This window comes from Sphaerisporangium sp. TRM90804 (genome assembly GCF_029846175.1).
Lineage (GTDB): Bacteria > Actinomycetota > Actinomycetes > Streptosporangiales > Streptosporangiaceae > Sphaerisporangium.
In genome coordinates this window covers 85,876-109,460 of record NZ_JARWAC010000010.1, presented here as the reverse complement: position 1 = coordinate 109,460, position 23,585 = coordinate 85,876, and the positions used below count along the sequence as shown (strand labels likewise).

The window sequence follows — 23,585 nt, the reverse complement described above, 5'->3', positions numbered from 1 at the left end:
GTGTGTATCGGGCCAGGCTACAAAGGATGAGGCCATCCATTGATGGGGAGAAGTCCCCAATACGAGCGAGGAGCCGCGTCGTGGGTGACGGCGAGCTGCAAATTGTCGCAAATGGGGCGAAATACGAAGTTGGACCAGAAGAATTATTTACTTTTGGACGCGGGGAAAGCTGCGCGGTCCGCTTGTCACCGGAAGACACGGCGATTTCGCGGGTGGCCGGCGTGGTGGAGCGCCACGGATCCGTCTGGTTTCTCCGCAACCCCAGCGAGACGCGCCCCCTGGCGATGGTCGACCGCTTCGGCCTGCGCAGCGTGCTGCCCCCGCTGAGCCGGGCAGCGGTCGAAGGCCGCGTCCGGGTGCTCGTCGAAGGCGCGCACACCCACGAGCTGGTATTGCACGCTCCCGAGCCGGCGCAACAGCCGTCTGCAGCGGGCACCGGGACAGCCACGACGGCCGGCGAAGGTGTGCTGATCAACGACCAGGACCGGCTGGCGCTCGTCGCGCTCTTCGCGGGCTATCTCCGGGAGGGCGACCGGTACGACCCGAACCCGAAGTCCTACGCCGCGGCGGCCGCACGACTCGGCTGGCCCCGCACCACTTTGGTCAAGCGAATCGAGTATTTGCGTACCCGGTTGGATAAATCGGGCGTTCCGGGCATGCAGGGATGGAACGCCTTGAGTGCCCTCGCCGAGTACGCCCTGACAACGGGTCTGATCACGAAAAACGATCTAGATCTCATTAGCTCCTGATTCGGAGTTGGGGAGACATTCCCATACCACTCGGACGGCCCGCACTCTAACCTCCTATATCTATGGACCCCCAGCCGCCGCGATGCGATGCCGCGTGTGCAGCATCCCCTTTCTCATCATTCGGCGGACATTGATCACAACGAGGTGCCTACCCCGGCTATGTCACCGCCCGCCATCCCGGACGTGCACCCGCTGGAGCCACTGTCCGGTTCTCCCCTGGCCACCGCCCCGGCCGTCCACGCCCTCACCGGGGAACCGATCCGGATCCTGGTGGTCGTCGAGGATCTCGATCCCGTCCTGTCCCGCCGGATCCGCGGAGAGTTCGGCGCGCTCGAGGCGGTCCTCGCCGACCTCGATCCCACCGTGGTGCTGCCCATCGTGGATCACGGCGTCGACGCCGAGGGACGACCCTATCTGCTGCTGTCCCGGCCCGGTTCCGAGCTCACCGGCCCACTCCCGCCCTCACAGGTACCCGCCGCCGCGGAGGCTCTCGCGGCCGGTCTGACGGCGCTGTCCGAGCGGGGTATGGTCGGGCCGCCGCGCGGGCTGCACACCGTGCGGCCCGGCGTGATCGCGCTCGGCACTCCTCTGCCGCCGGCGCTGGCGGAGCTGGAGTCCACGGTCGGCGGAGGGACTGGCCTGGAGCCTCCGGAGGTGCTCCGTGGCGACGAGTGGACCCCAGCCGGGCAGGTCTACGCCTGCGCGTGGTCGTTGTGGACACTCCTCGACGGGCGGCCGCCCCACGGACGGGGGTCGGCCACGCTGGCCCGGATGATCGCGGCACCGCCGGCCCGGATGCGGGCCGACGTACCGGAGCCGATCGTCGACCTGCTGCGCACGGCGCTCGCCGCAGAGCCGGCCGAACGGCCCGCCACACCGAAGGAGTTCGCCCGCGCGCTGCGCGCGGCCGGCGCCCCCGGGAAGCGGCAGCTCGGCAGCCGATACGTGCTGGAGACCAGGATCGGCTCAGGTATCAGCGGCGAGGTGTGGGCCGGCCGCCGGACCGACGACCAAGCCAAGGTCGCGGTGAAGGTGCTCCGGGAGCACCTCATCGAGGACGAACTCGCGACGGCCCGCTTCGTCCGTGAGTACAAACTCCTGCAGCGCCTCCACCACCCGCACCTGCTGAAAGTGCACGACCTGGTCGTGGAGGACGGGGTCATCGCCATCGTGATGGACTTCGTCGAAGGGGAGGACCTGCACCGGACGGCCCGGCGCGGTCCCCTGTCCCATGCCGTCGCGGTCGAACTCGTCGCTCAGACGGCCGAAGGGCTGGCCGCCGTGCACGCCGCCGGGCTGATGCATCGGGACGTCAAACCGGCCAACGTGCTGGTGACACGGCGCAACGGCCGTCAGGTCGCCCTGCTGTCCGACTTCGGCATCGCGCGGTCAGTGGAGGGCGCATCCCACACCCAGCCGATCGGCACACCAGCGTACCTGGCTCCCGAGATCGTGGCCGGTCGGCCGCCGACCCCGATGGCCGACGTGTACGCGCTGGGCGTGACCGCCTACGAACTGCTGGCCGGGCGGCTCCCTTTCCAGGCCGCGAGCATCGACGCGCTGGTTCGGGCCCATCTCGAAGGCACCCCCTCCCGGCCGGACGGCCTGGACGACCGCGTGTGGGAGCTCCTGGCCGCGTGCCTGAGCAAGACCCCGGACACGCGGCCGACCGCCGCCGACATCGCCGCTCGGTGGGCCACGATCGCGAGATCCGGCCCGGCTGGCGAGACCACCCCACCACCAATCGAGCCGGCCGGCCAGTCGGCGCCTTCCGCGGGGTCGATGACGCTCACCTCGGCAAGGCCGCTGCCCGTGCGCCCCCCGGAACCACCGCCGCGCCGGTCTCTGCGGCCGCTCTTGATCATGGCGATGACGGTGCTGCTCGGTCTCGCGATCGGGGCCGGAGGAGCCGTGTGGCGGAACGGGCTGCAGAGCGATCCCTCTGCTCCCTCGCCTTCTCCGTCCGCGCGGCAGTATCCCGTGCCTGCGTCGATCGCCATGGGCGCGAAGGGCACCGGGACGATCACCTGGACCGGCCAGGCGGCCAAGCTGCCCGGCTTCCGGGGATTCCTCGTGGTCGGTGTCAGCGGCGACCGCGCCCGTGCGGTCTCGCCCACCCTGCTTCCCGGCGACGAGACCTCATACAAGATCGAGGGCCTTCGGCCGGGCCGCGAGTCCTGCTACCTCGTCATCGCGGTGGGCGTCGCCGCCGCGCCGCCCGAGATCCCCCCACCCGCCACCTGTGTGACCCCAGCAACGTGAGGACATCAGATAAATGACCGCCTACCCTTCCGCCGACCCGCGCGGGGTCGCCGACGCGGTGACTGCCAACGTCGAACAGTTGCTGCGCGGCAAGACAGAGGCGATCCGGCTGGCTCTCTCCTGCCTGCTCGCCGGAGGCCACCTGCTGATCGAGGATCTCCCCGGTACCGGCAAGACCTCGCTGGCGAAAGCGCTGGCGGCGAGCATCGGCGGCACGTCGCAGCGCATTCAGTTCACGCCCGACCTGTTGCCGACCGACATCACCGGCGTCTCCGTATGGGATCCGGACCGCCGGACCTTTGAGTTCCGGCCGGGCCCAGTGTTCGCGAACGTGGTCGTCGCGGACGAGATCAACCGGGCCTCCCCCAAGACGCAGTCCGCGCTGCTGGAAGTGATGGAGGAGGACCAGGTTACGGTCGACGGCCAGACCCACCGGGCGCCGACGCCCTTTCTCGTCGTCGCCACCCAGAACCCGATCGACCTAGAGGGCACCTATCGGCTGCCCGAAGCCCAGCTCGACCGGTTCCTGATGCGGATCTCGCTGGGTCACCCCGATCCGGCGGCGGAAGAGGAGATCCTCACCGGACGCGCCCGCGCGGCCCTGCCCGTCCTGCGGCCCGTCACCTCTCCTGAGCAGATCGACTGGGTGCGCCGCGCCGTGGCGACGGTCCACATCGCCCAGGAGATCGCCCGCTACATCGCGTCGATCGCTGATGCCACCCGCCGGCACGAGGCGCTCCGGCTCGGCATGAGCACCCGCGGCAGCCTGGCGCTGTTGCGGGCGGCGCAGGCGCACGCGGTGTGCGCGGGCCGGCACTACGTCGTGCCCGATGATGTGAAAGCGACCGCTTCGGCCGTCCTGACCCATCGGATGGTGGTGTCAGCGCAGGCCGAGGTGCGCGGAGTGAGCGCAGCGGACGTGCTGGCGGAGGTGCTCGACACGGTACGGGTGCCGGTTCCCGTCGCCGCGGAGCGAACGTGAAGCGGCTGGCGGTCACCGGCACCGGCGTGAGCGTCGCGATCGGCGCGGTCGTGTCGTACGCGGCCGGCGTCGCGCTCGGATATCGGCTGCTCGTCGTCCTGGCCGTCGCCGGAGTGGCGATGCTGGCCGCAGCCGCGGCGGCGGTCGCGATCCGGCCCTCGGTCGTGCTGACCCGGGCGGTTCGGCCCGACCGGGTGACGGTCGGGGAGCCCGCCGAAGGCCGGCTCGACGTGCGCAACAAGTCGCGGTGGCCGGCGCCCGCTTTCACCGCCGTCGACCTGGTCAGCGGCAAAGAGGTCCCGCTCACGGTCCGCGCGCTCGCCGGTAGAGGGCGACGGGCCGTGCACTTCCCGGTGTGGGCCGACCGACGTGGGCGGCTGCGGCTCGGGCCGCTGACGGTGGAGCGGCGCGATCCGGCCGGCCTGTTCGCGTGGCGGCAGCGCCAGACCGGCGACGGGGTGTTGTGGGTGCACCCGCGGGTCCGTCCGATCCCCCCGCTGCCCGTCGGGGTCGTCCTCGACTACGAGGGCCGGACTACCGACAACGCACGGCTGGGCACCGTGACGTTCTCTTCTCTTCGGGAGTACGTGCCCGGCGACGACCCCCGCCGCATCCACTGGCGGTCCACCGCCCGTACCGGCGTGCTGACCGTACGGGAACACGTGGACACCACCGAACCCAGCACGACCGTGATGCTCGACGCCCACCCTTCGGCCCTGGACGCCGACGCGTTCGAGGAGGCCGTGGAGTTCGCGGCGTCGGTGGTGCGCGCGGTCGAACGCATCGGCCGCCCTGTAACGCTCCACATCATGGGCGAGCGGCCGGCAGACGTGGTCGCCACCGGCGCCACCGGCTCCCTCGACCGCCTGGCCCTCGCGCAGCCCACGAACGAGGCCGATCTCGTCGGCGGACTGGACCGGCTGTCGTCCGGGGGGGCGCTGGTCGTGGTCACTGGGAAGCTGGAGCCTGCCGCGATGGCCCGGCTCTCCGAGCAGCGCCGCCGATTCTCGCCGGTCGTGCTAGCGATGATCGATCCGGCGAGCGGAAACACAGGGGTCCGCCGCCGTCCTGGAATCGGCATGCTGATCGCCCGTTCGGCGGTCGAGGCAACCGCCGCCTGGCACCGCATGATCAATGGAGACGTCGGATGAGGGCCATGCGGGTCATCGTCGCGGAGGCACTCGGAGTGCTCGCCGGATTCGCGTTCTGGCCGGTGTTCGGCGGCGTGTCTAACGCTTTCGTGATCGCGATGGCCGCCGTGATGGCGGCGGCGGCGCTTACCTGCGCGGCAGCCCTGACGCTCCCGCGGGTGCCACCGGTCGCGTCAACGCTGACGGGCGCCGCCCTGGTGGTGGTCGCAGCCATGGTCGCCACCGGCAGCGGCATCGGGTTGGTCGACGGCCCGTGGCGGCTGCTCACCGGCGCGGTGCCCGCGGAGCCGTCCGGCCCGGCGCTGGCCGCCGTCGCGGTCGCGGCGGGCTGGGGGACCCTGGCCGCTGGGTTGCTCGCGATGCACGCCGCCCGGCTGCTGTTGGCAATCGCGCCACTGCTGGCGTGTCTGCTGCTCGCGCTGGCGCTCGGCGCCTCGGGGCCGCCGCTGCCCGGGTGGTACGCACTTCCTGTGGTGGCTCTGCTGGTCGCCCTGCTCGTCGCCGCCCAGCCCGACGCGCCCTCGCCCTCGACGCTCGCCGGAGGTGCGCTCACGGCTGTCGTCGCGGTCGCCGCTGGCGCGCTGCTCGGGCCCGTCGCGCCGGTGCTCGGCCGGTCGCCCGCGGACGTCCGCGACCTCGTGGCCGCCCCGGTCCTGCCGCGTACAGGGGTGAGCCCGCTCCAGCAGTATGCGGCATTGCGTGACGGCCCCCGGCTGCTGCGCGTCACCGGAACCGCGTCCCAGCCCGGCAGCCTGCTGCGGATGACCACGCTGACCAGGTTCGACGGCTCCTACTGGACGGTCGAGGGCGACTTCCGTCGCGCCGGCGGAACGCTGCCGATGGGCCGGGAACCGGCCGGCCGCCGGGTCACGCTGACCCAGCGGGTGAACGTGGAGGCGGGCGAACTCGACTGGCTCCTCACCGCCGGACGCGCCACTGAGGTCTCGGTGCCCGGCCTCGGCGTCGACGAGATCACCGGCGACGTTGCCGTCCCCGACGACATCGCGCCACCCACCCGCTATTCGGCGTCCTCGGCTATCACCAAGGCGACCTTCGAGGAGATCCTCGCGGCCACGCCCACGCGGGCCTCGGCGCCCCTGACCCCGGCGGTGCCGCCGCAGATCGGCAGTTTCGTCCGCAAGGCGGTCTCCGGCTGGTCTCCGGGACCGGACCAGATCCTCGCCCTCTACCGCGCGTTCACCAAGGGCGGCGGCTTCCGGTACGACCAGTCCGCCGAAGCGCCGGCCGGGCACGGCTACTTCCACCTCCTGCGACTGCTCCGCGACAGACGCGGTACCAGCGAGCAGTACGCCAGCGCGTACGCCGTCATGGTCAGGCACCTCGGCTATGAGGCCCGGGTGGTGATGGGGCTGCGACCCGACTACACCGGTGACGCCTTCGTCGCGGAAGGCCGGCACGTGTACGCCTGGGTCGAGGTCCACTTCGCCGGCCTCGGCTGGGTCGGTGTCGACCCGAGCCCGTGGCGGAACACGATCGGCACCCGGCCGGACGCGCCGCAAACCATCAGCAAATCCACCCCGCTGGACGATCCGCTCCAGGATGCCGACGCGTCCCCGCCTCCTGCCGTCCCCACCCCCGTCGAGGAGGACGACGTGGCGGCCGAACCTGCTGGCTCCGTCGCGCCTCTGCTGGCGCCCCTGGTGCTGGCGGTCGTCGCGCTGCTCGTCGCGGCGACACCCCTGGCGAAGGCGGTCCGCCGGGCCAGGAGGCGGCGCTCGCCCTCCCATCGGCTCTCCATCCTGGGCGCGTGGCGGGAGACGCTCGACCGCCTCCAGGAGGCCGGGATACCTATGCGACCGGCGCAGACCACCGGGGAGATCGTGGCCGCCGCCGGTCTCGCGGGCACCCTACCGACCCTCGCTGAGACCGTCGACCGGGCCGTGTACGCACCGGAGGAACCTGACCCCGCGCTCAGCTCCGACGCCTGGACGGCGGCGGCCCGGATCCAAGGCGAGGTGCGGGCGACGATGCCACCCGCCCGACGGCTCGGCGCGGTCCTCGATCCACGGCCCCTCCTGAGATGACGAAATGGCCCGGCGGTCAGACCGCCGGGCCGTTGCTCGATTGAACGTCAGTGTCCGTGGACGGCCATCGCGTGCAGCGCCGCGTCCACTTCGGAGTCCGAAACCGGGGTGGCGATCAGCATGTCATCGGCGTCGTCCTCGTGGACCAGCCAGATCTGACCCGGGCCTCCGTCGAGGATCGCCAGGGAGCCGGCAACCCGGGCGCCGCCTTTGACGTCGGCGCGGGCCAGCCGGGTCACCCGTCGCCAGCCGCCTTCAGGGGCTTGGACGACATCGTCCAGGCCGGCTGCTTTTGAAGCACATCGCCGTCGTCGCCCGGACTCCCCGCAGCCTTCCGACCGGTCGACGAGGTCCGCCAGGACCACGCCAAGGTCGGTGCCAGCCGGGTCGAGGGCGAAGAGGTGGATGGGGTCGTCCACGAGATGCAGCACCACGCCCGCGTCGCTGATCATGGCCTCCCACCGAATCACCGATTCGGAGGCCGTCTGCTCCACGGATAGGTGGGCCCGATGATCTCCCACCGCGCCGATCAGCATGGCCAGTTCCTCGGACGGTTGCAGCACCCCGTCTCCGTCCGGGGCGAGCAGGCCACGGGCGACGAGCGACATGAGGAAGCCGTGGTCCAGCACCGAGTGGAGCTCGGGACCGACGGCGTCGTAGCAGCTCGCGCCGACTCCGGGAAACGACCCCGCGCCAAGGCCGTGGGCGATGGCGGTGAGCTCGTCGCCGGTCAGCGAGATGATGTCGGTTGTGTTCACCACGGCACTCGGATCCTGGGCGGCTTGGGGAGCAGATCCTTGACTTGCCTGCCGACCTTGCCCGCCACATCGGCGACCTTGTCACCGAACCACTTGCCAGGAGCGGAACACGCGGCTCCGCCGACGAATGTACCGCCGATGCCGAGCGCCAACTTGGCTCCCGGGTGGGGGATGGGAACCGCCGCGCCCGCCTTGGCACCGGCCATCGCGCACGCGCCGACGGTGGCTGATTCGCCCAGCGCCCCCGCGGTCGCCTTGCCCACACTCGCGCCATCCCGTAAGCGGTTGTTGAACGCGTGCACAGTGCGGCCGGCGTGACCCGCCACCTTGCCGAACTTGTCGGCTCGGTCGACCAAGGTCCTTAACTGAGGATGCAACTTGGGGCCGGCGAGCAAGGTGCGCCAGCGCGGGTCGTTCTGGGCGTGGGCGTAGCCGTATCGATGGCGAAGCAATTTGATCGCGATGCTGTTAACGGTGGTCAGCCGCCCGAACAGCCAGGTGTAGGGGCCGAGCGGGCCATGTTCGCCCGGCGGTGCGTAATTCTCCTTCAGCGCCTTGCCGAAGGCGGGCACGATGCCAGGTCTGTCGGCCTTCTTGGCCGCGGTGCCGGTCTCACCGAATGACTCCGCCGCCGCCGTCAGCGCGTCCGCGGCGCGTTCGAGCCGGCCGCGCAGCGACGGCAGCCCCGCGAGGACCTGCTGCGCTTCGGGCGGCAGATCCCCCGACTGCATCGTGAGGTCGGCGGCCGCCTCACGTACCCGCCGGGCCTGCCCGCGTAGGGACTCGTCGGCGGCGAAGAGTTCGTCGAACACGAAGATCCGCAGGTTGAACGCCGACATGTCATCCGGTCCCTTCAAGCAGGGCCGCCGCGAGCCGGCTTTTCGCGGCCCGGAGATCGGCTCGGACGGCGTCGGCCTTGTGGTCGTATTTGCGGGCGATGGCCTGGAGTTCGCCCATCATCCTGTCCAATGCTGCGCGAGTGGAGCGAACTGTCCCGGCCGCGCCGTCCGCCTTGGTCTTCGCCCGTTCGACCCGGACGGATTTGGAGCGCATTCCGCCAGTGTCGATGGGCACCCCGGACAGCGCGGTGGTGATGCCCTGGATTCGTCTGGCCGCCGACCGGCACGCCTGGGCGTGGCCCTCGGCCTCTGCTGCCGCGTCGCGCAGGGCCTCCACGCGGGCGGTGAGGATAGCTACGTTGCTCACCCGGTCAGCTTCGCCGCGCCCGGTTCGCCGGGATATCGGAAACCCTCCCCATCCGGCGCGGGGGCATTGGGGAGGGCTTCCGATTCCACCCACCCCTGTCTCGTTCCTAACGTCGGATCCAGTCAAACGGACGACAGGAGAAGCGCATGTACCAGCTCGACCCGGCGCAGGCAGACGAGTTGGCCCGGAAGTTCGGCCACCAGGCGGACGTCGAGACCACCGCCCTGATCCGCGACATGAACGCCGGGATACACCGGATGCAGACGATGATCGGCACGCTCACGGCAGGCGTGAAGGGCATGGACTGGAAGGGCCGCCGGGCCACCTCGTTCGACAACCAGTGGGAGAGCGAGTTCCGGCCCGGCCTGCAGCGCATGCAGCAGTCGATGCAGGAGTTCACGCCGACGCTGGAGCGGATGAAGCTCGCGCTCAAGGACGCCGAGACGGCGATGCACGCCCACGCCCGCGACACCGAGGCGATCGACCACGGCCGCTGAGCCCGGGGTGAAGGAGCGACTGCCATGGAGTACGAGGTCACGATCGTCGACCAGGGTGGGACCGCAACGCCGCTGCTGATCAGCGCGGGCGAGTCGGCCACCGTCCGAGGCCTGGTCGAGGCGATCGGCCGCACGCCGGACGCGCGGCTGTATCTGGAGTCGGAGTGGCTGCGGCCCGACCAGCCGCTCTCCGCCACCTCGCTGCGCACCGGCGCTCGTCTGGCGTTCGCGCCCTCGTCCACTCCGGCGGCGGTTCCGGCGTCCCGTTGGGAGGCCGCCGTGGTGGGCGGGCCCGCCGCCGGGACCGCCGTGCCGCTCGGCGACGACGCGGCGGTGCTCGTGGGCCGGGCGCCGGGAGCCGGGCTGGTGCTTGACGATCCCGAGGTCAGCCGACGGCACGCCGAACTGCGCCTTGGCGCGGACGGCACCGTGGTGGTCGCCGACGCGGGCTCACGCAACGGCGTCGGCTGGCGTGGCCACCGCATCGGCGCGGACACGCCGGTGCCCGCGGGTGACCTGGTGCGGATCGGCGAGTCCATGGTCACCGTCAGACCCGCTGCCTCAGGTGACGCCGAACTCGACCAGGCGGGTGGTGTACGCCGGTTCAACCGCCCGCCCAGGATCGCTCCGCCACGGAGACGTCCAGAAGTGGCTGTTCCGTCCGCGCCCGACCAGCCGAAGGGCATCCGCTTCCCGCTGGCCACCGTGCTGCTGCCGCTCGTGCTCGGCGGAGTCGTCTACGCGCTGATGCCGAGCTCCGCCATGTTCCTGATCTTCCTGGCGCTGTCGCCGCTGATGGCCGTGGCCCACGTCATCACCGAACGCCGCAGCGGCCGCGGGGAGTACAAGGAGAAACTTCGCGCGTACGAGAGCGAGATGGACACCGTCCGGGCCAGGCTGGGCGCGATCGCGGTCGCGCAGGAGAAGGCCGCCCGTGAGGCGCTGCCCGACCCGGCGGCGGTGACGCGGATCGCGACCGGCCCGTCCGGCCGCCTCTTCGAACGCCGGCCGGACAACGATGACTTCGGGCGGTTGCGGGTCGGGCTGGCCGACCGACCGGCCGACGTCCGGCTCACAGGTCAGGGCGCGGACGCCGAGGAGCCGCCGACCGTCTACGCCGTCCCGGTGGCTCTCGACCTGGTCGCCGCGGGTGTCGCCGGGGTGGCTGGGCCGCGCGCGGCGATCCTGCCGATCGCCCGTGCGCTCGTCGCGCAGGCGGCGACGCTGCACGCGCCGCACGACCTCGGCCTCGTGATCTTCTCCGGTGAGGACACGGCACCGGACTGGGAGTGGGCGACGTGGTTGCCGCACACCCTCCCGCACCGGCCCGACCTGGCCTGTCGCCGGATGGTCGCCACCGATCGGGAGCTGGCGGAGACCCGGATCGCGGAACTGCTCCGGATCATGGAGGAGCGACGGTCCGGGCTGCGGAGCGGAGTCTCCCAGGGCAGGCGGCTCCTCCTGGTTCTCGACGGCGTACGCCGGGCGCGCAGCCTGACCGGCCTGGCCGACCTGCTGGCCGAGGGGCCAGGTGTCGGCATCTACGCCGTCTGCCTGGACCGGTCGGAGTCCGATCTGCCCGACGAGTGCCGGACAACGGTCGTGGCCGACTCGTCCGGCGGCCGGGCACGAGTGTCCGGAGCGGACGTCCCCGATGAGGAGGTGCTGACGGATCACCTGCCGCAGGAGCTGGCCGATAAGATCTCCGGCTCGCTGGCGCCGATCCGGGTACTCGGCGCCCGGTTCAGCGAAGACGGTGACCTGCCCGAGCGGGTCCGCTACCTGGATCTCGCCAGGCTCGGCGCTCGCCCGCACCGCGACGAGGTCCTCGCGCGCTGGGCCGCCCAGCCCAGTGGACGCGGCACCACGGCGCTGATCGGCGTGGACGGGACCGGCCCTGTGGCCGTCGACCTGCGCCGGGACGGCCCCCACACCCTGATCGCCGGAACGAGCGGTGCCGGAAAGTCCGAACTGCTGCAGACGCTGGTGGCCTCACTCGCCCTCGGCAACGAGCCCGACGCGCTGAACCTCGTCCTGGTCGACTACAAGGGCGGCAGCGCGTTCGCCGAATGCCGCGACCTGCCCCACTGTGTTGGCATGATCACCGACCTCGACGGCCGACTGACCGACCGGGCCCTCGCCTCGCTCACGGCCGAGCTGCGCCGCCGGGAGACCATCCTGGCAGAGGCAGGGGCCAAGGACATCGAGGACTACTGGGCCCGCACCGGCGGCCGGTTGCCCCGGCTGGTCATCGTCATCGACGAGTTCGCCACGCTGGTCGAGGAGCTCCCCGACTTCATCACCGGCGTCGTTGGGATCGGCATGCGCGGCCGGAGTCTCGGCGTCCACCTGGTGCTGGCGACGCAGCGTCCGGGCGGCGTCGTGAACGCAGACCTTCGCGCGAACGTCAATCTCCGCCTCTGCCTGCGGGTCACCCGCCCAGACGAGAGCACCGACGTCATCGACGTGTCCGACGCCGCCAGCATCTCCCGTCTTCACCCCGGCCGGGCCTATCTGCGCACCGGGCACGGCGACCTGTCGACCCTCCAGTGCGCCCGCGTCGGCTGGCCGAGAGACGACGCGCCGGACGCGCGGGCCCGCGCGGACGTTGTCACCGTCGCTCGTCGCCGGATCACCGAACTCGGCCGGGCCCGTCTCGTAGACGGCTTGGCCGGCCCAGACGAGGGCCACGCCGGTGACACCGATCTGACGGCTCTCGTGGCGGCGATCCGGGAGGCGGCCGAGCACAGTGGCGTCTCGGCGCCGCCGAGTCCCTGGCTTCCCCCGCTCCCGGACCGATTGACGATCCCCCTCGCTGAAGACGGCGGCGCTCCGCCCCCGATCGCCCACATCGGGCTCGCCGACCTGCCCGCGAGTCAGGCCCAGTCGCCGTTCCTGCTGGACCTGGAGCTGGCCGCACCCACCGTGATCGCCGGGATGGCGCGCAGTGGCCGCTCGACGGCCCTCCGCACCCTGGCGGCCTCACTGGCCGCCGCCGGCAGCCCCGCCGACCTCCACCTGTACGTCCTCGACCACGGTAACCGCGCGCTGACCTCCCTCGAAGCGCTCCCGCACTGTGGCGCCTACGTCGAAGCCACGGAGACCGACCGCACCACACGGCTCCTCGACCTGCTGACGTCCCAGATGACGGAACGGGCACAGATCCTGGCCGCCAACGGACACGCCTCGCTCCGCGAACAGCGCGCCACCGCCGCCCCATCCGACCGGCTCCCCTATCTGGTGCTCCTCATCGACCAGTACGAGTCCTTCCTCGCCCAGCACGCGGAAACCGACGGCGGCCGGCTCGTCGAGACCCTCGACGGCCTGCTCCGGCGCGGCGCCGCGGTCGGCATCCTCATTGTGCTCACCACCGACCGTTCCGGCTTCACCCACCGCCTCGCCGGCACGGCCGCCACCAGGCTGGTTCTCCGGCAGGCCGATCGTGACGACGCGGCCGTATTCGGCGCCGACCCGCGTGCCATGTCCGCCACGCCCCCGGGCCGGGCGATGGCGATCCCCGCCGGGATGGAGGTGCAGATCGCCCTGCTGACCCCGGACCCGGACGGCGCCGCGCAGGCCGCCGCCGTGGAAGACCTGGCCAAACGCCTCGCCGACCGCTGGGAGCGGCTACCGGCGACGGCCCGCCCCCACCGGATCGACCGGCTCCCCGTCTCGATCGACCTGGCCGCGCTCGAAGAACTGCGGGGCACGCGTGTGACGTCCACCCCGAGCACCTGCACGGTCGGCGCCGGCGGCGATCATCTGCGGCCGATCGACGTGGACCTCGTGGACACCGACTCCGTCTTCCTGGTCTCCGGGCCGCCTCGCTCCGGCCGTAGCGCCGCGCTCGCGGCTATCGTCTCGTCGCTGCACGGCCGTGAGAACGGCGAGCTCTCGGTCCTGCTCTGTTGCCCGCGCCGATCCCCGCTGATGGAACTCGCCGACCTGCCCGGGGTCGTCGCGGCGCTGCACGGGTCGGCGATCGCAACGGACCTCGAGGAGACGATCGCCCGCACCCGCAGGCCGCTGGCAGTGGTGGTCGACGACGCGGAACGGCTCTCGGAGGGCCTCGCCGCCGACGTCCTCGACCGGCTCGTCCACACCGCACGCGACGACGGCAACCTCGTCATCGCCGCCGGAACCACCGACGATCTGGCGACGTTCCGCTATCGCAACTGGATAGCCAGCCTACGCCGCGCCCGATCAGGACTTCTGCTCAACCCGACGTCGTACGTGGACGGCGAGGTCTTCGAGGTCAAGCTTCCCCGCTCGACGGGGGGCGGTCAGATCGCGGGTCGTGCGTTGCTGATCCGGCGCGGGCAGAGCACGTCCGTCCAGGTACCGCGGGTAGCTCCACGGTGATGTGAATCCCGCCGCCCGGGCGCGGCGTGAGGGTGAGCGTCCCGTCGTTGGCGCTGGTGATCGTCTTGACGATCGCCAACCCCGGCTCGCCCCCCGCGTGATCGGCAAGGGGTCGGCGTTCTCGTCCCAGGCCCGTTCCAGCAGCTTTCGACGCTGACGACCCCGCCCTCGCCGGCGACGAGCACTTCGAGCACGGCGAACTGCTTCCTGGTCAGCGCAAGAATGTGTGGCGGGTGGAGATGAGCGAACAGGAGACCCTCAAGTGCCCGGGCGACGTGTCGCAAGGTAGGTAATTCTCGCCGATGTGGGAGATCGGTCATCTTGGCACGATCGCATCTGCCGGGTGTGGACGTAACGGCTCCTCATGCCCGGTGGTCCCGATCGTCACTTACCCAGGAGAGGGCATCACTTTGGAGAACGTCACGGACGCCGGGGAGGCCGGCATTGACGAGTCGGCCCCGGTGGTCAGCCGCCACAGCGTCACGGTGACCGCGTCGGCGGACACCGTCTGGCGCATCCTCACGGACATCGACGCGTGGACGACGTGGCTGCCGGAGATTCCGTACGCACATATCGAAACGCCAGGTCCGCTTGCGCCGGGCTCCGTGTTCCGTTGGTCCGCCGCGGGAATGGAGATCGAGTCGACGGTTGCCCAGGTGTGGCCGCGGGACCGCCTTGTGTGGCGGGGATACGGTGGCGGGCAGGACGGCGTCCTCGGCGTCCACGTCTGGGCGCTCACCCCGGCCGGTGACGGCGTCGAGGTGTCCACCGAGGAGTCCTTCGCCGGTCCGCCTGTCGATGCCGACCCCGCGACGTTCCAGGCGGGTCTCGACACGACGCTCGCCATGTGGCTGCATCGACTCAAGATCACGGCTGAGGCGGCGACCGCCTCATGAAGAACCGTGTGAGCGCCGTCGCGGCGACAGTCGTCGTCGCCGGGCTGATGAGCGTCGCGGGCGCACCGGCTCGGGCCGAGGCCACGCGCGCCGGCGGCTCCGACCGCACGGCGGTGCGATGCGCGGGAAAGACCGTCGACACCTCGGCGAAGATCCGCTATCGGACGGAGACGGTGATCGACGCTCCGCTGCGCACCGTCTGGAGGATTCAGACCGACGTGGAACGCTGGCCGTCGTGGCAGAAGCCGGTCCTCTCCAGCAAGCGGCTCGATCGTGGCCCATTGCGTCCCGGTTCGTCGTTCCGATGGACGACGCCGGTACCCGAGACCGAGTTGAACCCCGCCACGACCCTCGTGGTCACCTCCACCGTCCGGCAGTTGCAGCGCCAGAAGTGCCTTCGGTGGGACGGGCCGGCGATCGGTACCGGGCTGAGCATCGACGAGGGGGTTCACGTGTGGACCTTCACCGAGGTGGGCGGCCGGGTTCTCGTGCGCACCGAGGAGACCTGGCGCGGTGACCAGGTGGAGCAGGACGTCGGGTTCTCCACCACGGCCCTCGGCGAGGGTCTCGAAACATGGCTGACGGAGCTGAAGACCGTGGCCGAACGGGAGTGTGAGCGGGACCGTCATCCAGCACCGATGTAACTCAGCGGCCCCGCCGGTCTCCTCCGGCGGGGCCTTTCGAGGCCCTATCGGAACGGCACCGTCATCGGAGAAGCTCGCGCAACTGGCGGCGTGATGTGATGCCCAGCTTGCGGTAGAGGTTGCGCAGATGGGCGTCGATCGTTCGCGGGCTGACGAACAGCAGGGCCGCGACCTCCTTGGTGCCCGCGCCGGAGGCGACCTTGCGGGCGACGAGCAGCTCCCGGGCGGTCAGCCCGGCCAGCGAATCCGAGTCGCCGGCCAGCGCCTGCTCACCGATGGCATCCAGTTCGCGGGCGGCGCGGGCGGCGAATCCACGCGCGCCGATGGCGGACAGCAGATCGTGTGCGGCACGGAGTTCCACCCGCGCCTCGGTACGGCGGCCGACCCGTCGCAGCCACTCCCCATGAAGCAGGCGGGCACGCGCGTAGTGGACCCGCATTCCACTTTCGGCCAACCGGCTGGTCGCTTCACGGTAAAGGTCCTGCGCGCCCAGCCCCGGGTCGAACAGCGCACGGGCCAGCAGATGCGCACCTGTCGTCCAGGCGTTCGGGTTGACCCGTGCGAGAGTCTCGATCCATTCGGCGGAGTCTCCGGCTTCTTCGAGACGCCCGGTGGATGCGGCGGCTTCGACGAGTTCGCCGTGGAAAGCGGTGACGACGTACGCACCGCGCCGGTGCTGGTCCCGCGCGACCAGCAACGCCTCAAGCGCGGCCTCGTGGTCGCCGTTCCCGTTGTGCAGCACACCGCTCGCGTAATTCAGCGGGGTGAACTCCACTCCGGCCCAGCCGTGCAGCATCTCCCGTATCTCGCGGAACCGTTCGGCGTCGCCGCTCAACGCGGCGAGCATCAGGTCGGAGCCGACGAGATTGGACGTCCCCGCGGCCTCGTCGACCGCACGCGCCTCGATGACGCAGACGTGCGCGTCGGCGAAGCGGCCCACGATCGTCCGGGCGACCGCCTGGAAGCGCAGCGCGTGCGGCAGTATCGCGTAGGCGCCCTGCGTCCGGGCGAGCTCGACCTGACGATCGGCGATCTCCTCCATGGCGGCGCGGTCACAGAGGTCGACGCTCAGTACACAGGCGCGTTCCATCCACCACGGATCCGCGTCGGGCATGCGGGCGAGATTCCGAAAGGCGTCGACCGCACGGCGCATCGCGGGCACCGCCTCGTCCACCGCGCGGAGGTTCTGGTCGACCAACGCCTCCAGCAGCAGGTCGACCGGACGTGGCGGCCTGCGCTGGTGTACCCGTTCGCGGATGTGCAGGGCGAGCCGCCGCAATCTGCCGGGCTCGTCGATACTGAACATCAGCGATGCGAACGCCTCCAGGTAGGTCTCGCCGGCCTCGTCGGGCTCCATGCCGTCGGCCGCATCGATGAGCGCGATCGTCGCTGGAATACTCCGTTCGACGTGATAATCGATCATGGCGCGCAACAGACGTGCCGCGGAACGGCCAGCCGGATCCAGCTGATGACGCTCAGCCTGATCCGCCAGTTCCCGTGCGCCGGAGGGTGCTCCCGATTTCAACCGCGCCTGGGCCGCGGACAACAACCGGCGTGCCTGCCGCGAACCGCTCGGCGTCAGCCGTGCGGCGCGCTCGAAGAACGCGGCCGCGGCCGCGAACCCGCCGCGTCGCTGCGCCCGGTCCGCTGAACGCTCCAATTCCGTCGCGGTCTTCTCGTCAGGACCGGCGATGGCGTTCGCCCGGTGCCATGCGCGGCGGTCGGGATCGATGTCGGCGTCGGTGCACGCCGCCAGCGCCGCGTGCGCATGCCGTCGCGCCTCGGCATCGGTCGACCGGTATACCGCGGAACGCGCCAGCGGATGCCGGAAGTGCACCCGTGGACCCGTCAGCAACAGGCCGCTGTCCTCGGCCGCGGCCAGATCCGCACCGCTCAGCCCTTGAAATGTCATGGCACGCCGCAGCAGAACGAGGTCGCCCGTCGGCTCCGCGGCGGCCAGCGCCAGCACCGAGCGCGTCGGCGCGGGAAGCCGCAGGAACCGATGCGCGAACCGCTGTTCCACAGCACGGTGCTTCCCATCCCCTGGTAAGCCGAGAGGCCCGGCGTCGCGGGCGAACTCGACCAGTGCGAGGGGGTTGCCGGCCGCCTCGGCGAGGATCCGTTGCACGATCCAGGCGTCATGGCCGAACGGTGCCAGGTACCGCAGCAGTGTGAGGGCTTCGGAGTCGGTGAGTCCGGCGAGAGTACGTGTGGGCACGCGGACGAGATCGGGGACCGAAGCGACGTCACGGGCGGCGAACACCATGGCGATCCGCTCCGACGCGATGCGCGCCGCGACGAAGGCCAGCACCTGCCTCGATCCGGCGTCGATCCACTGCACGTCGTCGATCGCGCAGAACACCGGCCGGTCCTGGCCCGCGGCGCCCAGGAGGCCCAGGACAGCCAGGCCGACCAGCATCGGGCTCGGCGTGACCCCGGCATGGAGGCCGAACACCGTGTCGAGCGCGCGCCACTGCGGTTCGGGCAGGCCGGCGCGGTGTTCAAAGACCGGCGTACACAGTTGGTGCAGGGCCGAATAGGGCAGTTCGCTCTCGAACTCGACACCACCGGCGCGCAGCACCTGCCAGTCGTCGAGCAGCACAGCGGCCTCGTCGATGAGCGTCGACTTGCCGATTCCCGCTTCGCCGAGGAGGAGCATCGCGCCGCCACGGCCTTCCGCCGCGGCTGCCGTCACCGCCGCGATCTCGCTCAGCTCTCTCTTTCGGGCGACGAAACACCCCGACCTGATATCGGCCATCAGGTGCCGCGCTTGTCCGGACGAACGGTCGTCGGGGGCCGGGCGGTGCTTGCGCGCACCACGAGAGTGGTTTCGAGCTCATGCCGGTCTCGTGCCGGTTGCCGGCCGGCGGCGAGTGCCGGCGCGAGCCGCGCGGCGGTCGCGCTCATTGCCGAGGACTGCCGTCGCACCGTGATCCGGGGTGGCGCGACCCATGCGGCCCGGTCGACATCGTCGAATCCGACCACGCTCAGATCGTCCGGAATCCGTGGACCGGACCGGCGAGCGGCTTCATAAACCCCCAGGACCTGCAGATCGTCGCTACACACTACCGCCGTGGGACGGCCGGGCGGGCTCAACATGTCGGCCCCCAGTCTCACGCCCTCCTCAAAGGTGAGAATGCCACGGCGCTCCGTTCCGTCGATCGGGGCGGGAGAGCCGACGTTCTAGCCGGGCAGCTCGAACAGTTCCAGCTGGATGCCGTCGGGGTCCCGTAGGTACAGAATCTTCGTTCCGGCCAGCGTGCCGGCCTCGACGCCGTCGCCGTCCTGCAGCACGACCGGATCGGCGTTGACGTGTACGCCTCGCTCCACCAGGTCACGGTGCGCCGCGTCGAGGTCGTCGACCTCGAAACACAGGTGCATGACCCCGACGTCGCAGTTGCGCCCGGTGAAGGGCTTCGGTGATGGGTTGTCGTACTGGATGAGCTCCAGGAGGACGTTGTCGCCGGCCAGTGCGAACGATGCCCGCATCGACGGGTTCTCCAGTTCGACGACCGCACCGATCGCCGGGTTCTTGGCCGAGATCGTCACGCCGTTCGGCGCGATGCCGAGAACGTCCTCGTACCATCTCACCGACCGCGCGAGATCGCTGACCGGCACCCCGATGTGATTCATCCTGGTCACTCTGCTCATGATCCCTATCCTGAAGGGCAGGGCCGCACGGTGGAAGGCACAGATCTGCCGCGTACGACCTGTACCACCCAAACCGGGCTGACCAATTGAGGATCCTGTGGTAGTGAATGACCTCGGTGCGGCGCTGCGGGCCTGGCGGGACCGCATGGACCCGGCCGCCGTCGGTCTGACGACCGCATCCCCCCGCCGCGTCGCGGGGCTGCGACGCGGCGAGCTGGCGACACTGGCCGGCATCTCCCCGGAATACGTGGCGCGCCTCGAACAGGGCCGGGGCGCGACGCCCTCGGCGCAGGTCTGCGCCTCCCTGGCTCGCGCGTTACGACTCTCCGACGACGAGGAAGCGCACCTGATGCGCCTTGCCGGCTTCGCCCCTGCCCCAGACCGGATCCCCTGCCTGATCCCTAGTAGCCTGCACCGCGTCATCGACGAACTCGGCGACATCCCGGTGGCCGTCTACGACGCCGCCTGGCGGCTTCTGCACTGGAACCGGCTGTTCGCGGCCGTCTTCGGCGATCCCGCCGACGCGACCGTCGACGATCGCAACGCCCTGATCGTCCAGTTCGAGTCCAGAAACCTCCGGGTCCGCCAGACCGACACCGAGCGCGCGTACTTCGAGCAGTCATTGGTCGCCGACCTGCGCAGCACCAGCGCCCGCTATCCGAACGACCCCGACGTGGCGGCGCTGGTCTCCCGCCTAGCCGGGAACGATCGGTTCCGCCACCTGTGGGCGCTCCGCGCGGTGGCCGCCCACGAGAGCGCCCACAAGACCGCCGTACATCCGGTAGCGGGCGACATCCCCCTGGACGCCAACGTCTTGACCACGCAGAACACCGACCTCCGTGTCGTGGTCCTGACGCCCCGGCCCGGCACCGGCGCTCGTGAGAAGCTGGATCGCCTGGGGTGACGCCGCCAGGGGACGCCTCATCGCCCGGGCGGGCGGTCCAATCCTCCGGTCAGCAGGACGTCACGGACGAACGCGGCCGCGTTGCCGGCCGCGAGGGTTTGATGGTTGTCGGCCTTGCGCATGCCCCAGTCACAGATAGCCTTCACCACGATCCAGTCGGTCTTGTCCTTGGCCGCCGCCGCGTAGAGGCCGGCGCCCTCCATCTCACCGCCGATCGCGTCGGGCTCCAGGTCGATCAGGCGCTGCCGCTCAGCGGGTGAGTCCACCAGGATGTTCCCCGAGAGCATGAGGCCGATGTGAACCGGCGGGCCGTCGCCCGGGACAAGCCGGGCGTTCTCGCATCGATCGAGCAGCGTCACCGACGGCGTCACCATGTCGCCGCGCAGAATCTCGACCCGCTCCCCGGAGTCCGACTGGGTGACCTTCCTATGGTCGATCGCCCGGATCTGGCTGCTCACCATGATGTCGCCGATGCGCTGACGGCCCAGTCGCAGACCGTCCCACTCGGGATCAGCGCTTCTTCGGTCCTCGTCCTTGGCCAGGCCGTAGCAGATCCCGGTGAGCAGCAGGTAGCTGGGCCTCAACTGCTCGATCAGCGACTTGGCGGTGAGCATGGCCGCGCCGGGTGCGACCGTGCCCGGGCGGGTCTGCGCCATCAACACCCGGGCCTTGCTCACCACGCCGAGGTCGAACACCGTGTGATGGCGGAGGTTAAGTCGTTGCGGGGTGCCGTCGGCGACCGCGGTGAGAGCCGTCACCACCGCTTCGCGCTCCACCGGCGTCGCAACCATGATCAGAACTGTCGTTGGATCAAGCATGCCATCCAACCCCTTTCGTATGGATGCCATTCGTTCCTTGTATGCCGCCATCACCAGGCGTGCGGTGACTACGGCCAGTAGCACGCCCGTCAGACCGAGGAATGGGACCATCCAGCCGAACACCCAGGTCCACGTACTGACGGGCACGATGTCCGGTGGGTCCTGAGCGAAGAGCCGCCATGCCAGCCAGCGCAGCGCGGTGCCGAAGGTCACCGGTCGCCCCGCGCAGTTGGACGCGCACACCTCCCGCTCCCAGCCGGGTATCACGGTCGCGATGACCGCTAGGACCATGGAGGCGCCCAGCGCGTAGAGCGCGAGCACGGAACCGCTCTCGACCGGCTTCGGCCTGCGCAAGGCGGCTTGCGGCCCCGTAGCCAGCAGCGTCACCCCGCTGATCCCGACCCCTGTCGGGTCCGCGGTCACGGAGGCGACCGCCGCCTGGGCGGCCGACGTGGTCACTCCGCCAAGCAGGCACAGCAACGGCTCGGCGACCGTGTCCGCACGGACCGAGAAGTCGCTGACCCGCCGGGCCACCTGCAGCCGCACCAGATCGCGCAGCCGTACGGTGACCCTGCTCATCAATGCCGGCACGGCGGCCGGGTCAGGGCAATGGCACAGAGGCATGGACCACTGGAGGTAGCGCAGTTCCGAGGTGATGGGGTCGAGTGGACGGCCACGGCCAAGCCGGCGCAGGAGCCACCTGACCAGAGGCGTGCCCAGCATCAACACCATCAGCACGACGACGTGAGCCATCGCCGCGAGAACAAGCACCAACACCGGCCATACCAGCACCGGCCACAGGCCATGCCAGACCAGCCCGAACGGCACAGACATCGCGCAGACCAGCAGCATCGCCGCTGGAGGCGCCCCGAACAGCACCAGTTCCCACTGCTGGTAGACGAGCCGCGCGATCCTGGCGGATGGCCCGGCGAAACGGGCCTCCTTGGGGAAACGTGGGGCCTCCAACACCGCGAACCCGTCCGGTGCTCTCCCGACCAGGCGATTCTCACTGGCTGCCACGTAGAGCGCGAGCGTGACCGGGCCGCGCGAGCGGATCAGGCCGAAGGTACCCCGAGGCCGAAGCGTGTCGATCACCGTGCGACGGTTGTCCGCCGCGTGAACCTGTTTGGCCATCTCGCGGGCGGCTCGAAACGAGAGTGCCATGCGCCCCTCCCCCGATCTCGGCGTCAGGAACCGCACGCTACCAAATGGTCACCATGACCAGAATGGTAAATCTCATCTACCATCGCGCCAAATATGGAGTCACCCGCTCACGCGGAGCGGTCGGCGCCGGCACCGACAACGCGGCGGCCGAGTCCTTCAAGGCCACCCTCAAACGCGAAACGCTTCAGGGCGCGCACCGCCGGCCCGCCATCCTCTCCATCTGGTACAAGAAGTGCCGATCCTGGGAGAGATTCCACGATCAATCCCGGCCTTCCAAGATCTGTAGCAGCCGGGTCGCGGCGTGGGTGAGAGGGATGGCCTCCTGTTCGATCCGGCGGAAGGGGGTGGAGCCCGCGGTCGCGATGGTGTTGTACGCGGTGGTCTCGGCTTCGGTGAGGTGCGGGAGGCTCGCCGGTGAGGGCTTGATGGAGCGACCTGCCTTGTCGTGGTTGACGCCGTGCTCGGAGTAGTGGTGCAGGTCGGTGGCGTCCATGAGGATGGAGGTGACGGGCTTCGCCGGTGCGCCGTCCGGGGTGGGCACGGCCAGCGTGGCGCGGAACCGGTCGAGGATCGTGTACCCGTCCGCGTCGATGTCGCCCCAGTAGACGACGTGGTCCGCCGCGCGGATCCAAGGCACGTTCGCGAGCAGGGACGCTGCGGCCTTGCCGCCGCCCTCGACCACGATCGTGTCCCCGACCGGAGGGAACCAGAGGCGAGAGTCGCGGTTCTCGACTACGAGCACCAGGCGCGGCCGGTAGGCGATGTCGTGCACGTCACCGGTGGTCCAGGCGTCGTGCCTGCGACGGCCCGACGCAGCGTGGTCAGGGTCGACATAGGTCAGGTGCATGACGGTCAGCCGGGGCCGTACCTCCTCTCGTACATCGCGTCCGGCGACGTCGCGCAGCAATGCGCCGTGGGTGTCAAGCCACTTGGTGTGCATTCCGGGGACCGGGAGTTGTCGCAGGGTCCAAGTGCCGGCGTCGGGGTGCCGGCCTAACCAGGTCAAGGCCCTGACCAGCACCTCCACGTCGACGGTCCGAAGACGGCAGACTGCCCGAAGCGTGGTCGGGGTGAGGATCGCGCCGGCGGACCGCAGCGCCGACGCGATCGTACGGGCGCGGTCGATGTCCACGGTCAGGGGTTCAGCAACGATACGGGTGTCGGCTATGAGCGAGACGGCGCCGTCCAGGTCCGCGATGAGCGTGGCGGGGAAGTCACCGGCGACTCCCCGGATGGCCACCACCTTGCGGACGAGCTCCACACCGGTGGGGAGCCGGCTGGCGAACTCGCGCCACTGCATGTGCCACTCGTGCCAGGCGGCGGGCCCGAGCTGCTCGACGGCCTTGCCCGTCGACACGCCGGCGCGGAGTGGAATGGAGAACACGACCTGGTCGCCGACACCGAGTTCCGCGCATACGGCTTCCGCCCATTTCCGATCGATCTTGCGGCGGACAGCCACGACGGCGTCCTTCGGGGCGAGGAGTGCGCTCATGCGT

18 protein-coding genes and 1 pseudogene are annotated in these 23,585 nt (G+C 70.5%); 10 read left to right on the top strand and 9 right to left on the bottom strand.

Annotated features, from left to right (window positions below; genetic code table 11):
- Positions 1–80 precede the first annotated feature (80 nt).
- The 5 genes from PYR91_RS13395 (at position 81) to PYR91_RS13375 (ending at position 7,189) form a co-directional block, all read left to right on the top strand.
- Positions 81–749, top strand: a complete 669-nt coding sequence (locus tag PYR91_RS13395; RefSeq protein WP_279780028.1) for a hypothetical protein — start codon at positions 81–83, stop codon at positions 747–749.
- Between the two features lie 159 nt (positions 750–908).
- Positions 909–3,011: a serine/threonine-protein kinase gene (locus PYR91_RS13390; RefSeq protein ID WP_279780026.1), complete on the top strand. Its 2,103-nt coding sequence runs from the start codon at positions 909–911 to the stop codon at positions 3,009–3,011.
- Positions 3,012–3,024: 13 nt separating this feature from the next.
- On the top strand, positions 3,025–3,993 hold the full coding sequence (locus PYR91_RS13385; RefSeq protein WP_279780025.1) for a MoxR family ATPase: 969 nt from the start codon (positions 3,025–3,027) through the stop codon (positions 3,991–3,993).
- The gene (locus PYR91_RS13380; protein WP_279780023.1) at positions 3,990–5,144 is read left to right on the top strand and encodes a DUF58 domain-containing protein; all 1,155 of its coding nucleotides are present in this window, start codon (positions 3,990–3,992) and stop codon (positions 5,142–5,144) included. Before PYR91_RS13385 ends, PYR91_RS13380 begins: the two co-directional genes overlap by 4 nt.
- On the top strand, positions 5,141–7,189 hold the full coding sequence (locus PYR91_RS13375; protein WP_279780022.1) for a transglutaminaseTgpA domain-containing protein: 2,049 nt from the start codon (positions 5,141–5,143) through the stop codon (positions 7,187–7,189). Before PYR91_RS13380 ends, PYR91_RS13375 begins: the two co-directional genes overlap by 4 nt.
- Before the next feature lie 47 nt (positions 7,190–7,236).
- On the opposite strand, the gene PYR91_RS13370 is transcribed toward PYR91_RS13375, so the two are convergent.
- Genes PYR91_RS13370 through PYR91_RS13360 form a run of 3 tightly spaced genes read right to left on the bottom strand, consistent with a single transcriptional unit; the run spans position 7,237 to position 9,153 of the window.
- Positions 7,237–7,947: a hypothetical protein gene (locus PYR91_RS13370; protein ID WP_279780021.1), complete on the bottom strand. Its 711-nt coding sequence runs from the start codon at positions 7,945–7,947 to the stop codon at positions 7,237–7,239.
- Positions 7,944–8,786 carry a hypothetical protein gene (locus tag PYR91_RS13365; RefSeq protein ID WP_279780020.1) on the bottom strand — a complete coding sequence of 281 codons (843 nt, stop codon included), beginning with the start codon at positions 8,784–8,786 and terminating at the stop codon, positions 7,944–7,946. Before PYR91_RS13365 ends, PYR91_RS13370 begins: the two co-directional genes overlap by 4 nt.
- A gap of 1 nt (position 8,787) precedes the next feature.
- Positions 8,788–9,153: a hypothetical protein gene (locus tag PYR91_RS13360; RefSeq protein WP_279780019.1), complete on the bottom strand. Its 366-nt coding sequence runs from the start codon at positions 9,151–9,153 to the stop codon at positions 8,788–8,790.
- A 146-nt stretch (positions 9,154–9,299) separates the two neighbouring features.
- On the opposite strand from PYR91_RS13360, the gene PYR91_RS13355 reads away from it, so the two are divergent.
- Positions 9,300–9,650: a WXG100 family type VII secretion target gene (locus tag PYR91_RS13355; RefSeq protein ID WP_279780018.1), complete on the top strand. Its 351-nt coding sequence runs from the start codon at positions 9,300–9,302 to the stop codon at positions 9,648–9,650.
- 24 nt (positions 9,651–9,674) lie between these two features.
- Positions 9,675–14,012 carry an FtsK/SpoIIIE domain-containing protein gene (locus tag PYR91_RS13350; protein WP_279780017.1) on the top strand — a complete coding sequence of 1,446 codons (4,338 nt, stop codon included), beginning with the start codon at positions 9,675–9,677 and terminating at the stop codon, positions 14,010–14,012.
- A 108-nt stretch (positions 14,013–14,120) separates the two neighbouring features.
- Here PYR91_RS13350 and PYR91_RS13345 read toward each other — a convergent pair.
- Positions 14,121–14,233: pseudogene (locus PYR91_RS13345) on the bottom strand (helix-turn-helix domain-containing protein); the annotation flags it as partial.
- A gap of 189 nt (positions 14,234–14,422) precedes the next feature.
- On the opposite strand from PYR91_RS13345, the gene PYR91_RS13340 reads away from it, so the two are divergent.
- A complete protein-coding gene (locus PYR91_RS13340) occupies positions 14,423–14,908 on the top strand; it encodes an SRPBCC family protein (protein WP_279780016.1) in 486 nt (161 codons plus the stop codon).
- Positions 14,905–15,552 carry an SRPBCC family protein gene (locus tag PYR91_RS13335; RefSeq protein WP_279780015.1) on the top strand — a complete coding sequence of 216 codons (648 nt, stop codon included), beginning with the start codon at positions 14,905–14,907 and terminating at the stop codon, positions 15,550–15,552. The genes PYR91_RS13340 and PYR91_RS13335 overlap by 4 nt, the downstream gene beginning before the upstream one ends.
- A 61-nt stretch (positions 15,553–15,613) precedes the next feature.
- Here the strand turns inward: PYR91_RS13335 and PYR91_RS13330 are convergent, their stop codons facing one another.
- From PYR91_RS13330 to PYR91_RS13320, 3 genes are all read right to left on the bottom strand, one after another.
- The gene (locus tag PYR91_RS13330) at positions 15,614–18,310 is read right to left on the bottom strand and encodes a helix-turn-helix transcriptional regulator (RefSeq protein WP_279780014.1); all 2,697 of its coding nucleotides are present in this window, start codon (positions 18,308–18,310) and stop codon (positions 15,614–15,616) included.
- Entirely contained in the window at positions 18,310–18,651 is a 342-nt protein-coding gene (locus tag PYR91_RS13325; RefSeq protein WP_279780369.1) for a substrate-binding domain-containing protein, read from the bottom strand. The genes PYR91_RS13330 and PYR91_RS13325 overlap by 1 nt, the downstream gene beginning before the upstream one ends.
- 84 nt (positions 18,652–18,735) lie before the next feature.
- The gene (locus PYR91_RS13320; RefSeq protein ID WP_279780013.1) at positions 18,736–19,203 is read right to left on the bottom strand and encodes a VOC family protein; all 468 of its coding nucleotides are present in this window, start codon (positions 19,201–19,203) and stop codon (positions 18,736–18,738) included.
- Between the two features lie 103 nt (positions 19,204–19,306).
- Between PYR91_RS13320 and PYR91_RS13315 the strand changes: the two genes are divergently transcribed.
- Positions 19,307–20,107 carry a helix-turn-helix transcriptional regulator gene (locus PYR91_RS13315; protein ID WP_279780012.1) on the top strand — a complete coding sequence of 267 codons (801 nt, stop codon included), beginning with the start codon at positions 19,307–19,309 and terminating at the stop codon, positions 20,105–20,107.
- A gap of 17 nt (positions 20,108–20,124) precedes the next feature.
- On the opposite strand, the gene PYR91_RS13310 is transcribed toward PYR91_RS13315, so the two are convergent.
- Together PYR91_RS13310 and PYR91_RS13305 are read right to left on the bottom strand one after the other, a co-directional pair.
- Positions 20,125–22,089 carry a hypothetical protein gene (locus PYR91_RS13310; protein ID WP_279780011.1) on the bottom strand — a complete coding sequence of 655 codons (1,965 nt, stop codon included), beginning with the start codon at positions 22,087–22,089 and terminating at the stop codon, positions 20,125–20,127.
- A 259-nt stretch (positions 22,090–22,348) separates the two neighbouring features.
- The gene (locus PYR91_RS13305) at positions 22,349–23,581 is read right to left on the bottom strand and encodes a Wadjet anti-phage system protein JetD domain-containing protein (RefSeq protein WP_279780010.1); all 1,233 of its coding nucleotides are present in this window, start codon (positions 23,579–23,581) and stop codon (positions 22,349–22,351) included.
- Between the last annotated feature and the right edge of the window lie 4 nt (positions 23,582–23,585).

Excerpts from the sequence above, each read along its gene's own strand:
- PYR91_RS13390 (WP_279780026.1), top strand. The coding sequence starts at position 909 with ATGTCACCGCCCGCCATCCCGGACGTGCACCCGCTGGAGCCACTGTCC.
- PYR91_RS13385 (WP_279780025.1), top strand. The coding sequence starts at position 3,025 with ATGACCGCCTACCCTTCCGCCGACCCGCGCGGGGTCGCCGACGCGGTG.
- PYR91_RS13375 (WP_279780022.1), top strand. The coding sequence starts at position 5,141 with ATGAGGGCCATGCGGGTCATCGTCGCGGAGGCACTCGGAGTGCTCGCC.
- PYR91_RS13365 (WP_279780020.1), bottom strand. The coding sequence starts at position 8,786 with ATGTCGGCGTTCAACCTGCGGATCTTCGTGTTCGACGAACTCTTCGCC.
- PYR91_RS13355 (WP_279780018.1), top strand. The coding sequence starts at position 9,300 with ATGTACCAGCTCGACCCGGCGCAGGCAGACGAGTTGGCCCGGAAGTTC.
- PYR91_RS13350 (WP_279780017.1), top strand. The coding sequence starts at position 9,675 with ATGGAGTACGAGGTCACGATCGTCGACCAGGGTGGGACCGCAACGCCG.
- PYR91_RS13335 (WP_279780015.1), top strand. The coding sequence starts at position 14,905 with ATGAAGAACCGTGTGAGCGCCGTCGCGGCGACAGTCGTCGTCGCCGGG.
- PYR91_RS13330 (WP_279780014.1), bottom strand. The coding sequence starts at position 18,310 with ATGGCCGATATCAGGTCGGGGTGTTTCGTCGCCCGAAAGAGAGAGCTG.
- PYR91_RS13325 (WP_279780369.1), bottom strand. The coding sequence starts at position 18,651 with ATGTTGAGCCCGCCCGGCCGTCCCACGGCGGTAGTGTGTAGCGACGAT.
- PYR91_RS13320 (WP_279780013.1), bottom strand. The coding sequence starts at position 19,203 with ATGAGCAGAGTGACCAGGATGAATCACATCGGGGTGCCGGTCAGCGAT.
- PYR91_RS13310 (WP_279780011.1), bottom strand. The coding sequence starts at position 22,089 with ATGGCACTCTCGTTTCGAGCCGCCCGCGAGATGGCCAAACAGGTTCAC.
- PYR91_RS13305 (WP_279780010.1), bottom strand. The coding sequence starts at position 23,581 with ATGAGCGCACTCCTCGCCCCGAAGGACGCCGTCGTGGCTGTCCGCCGC.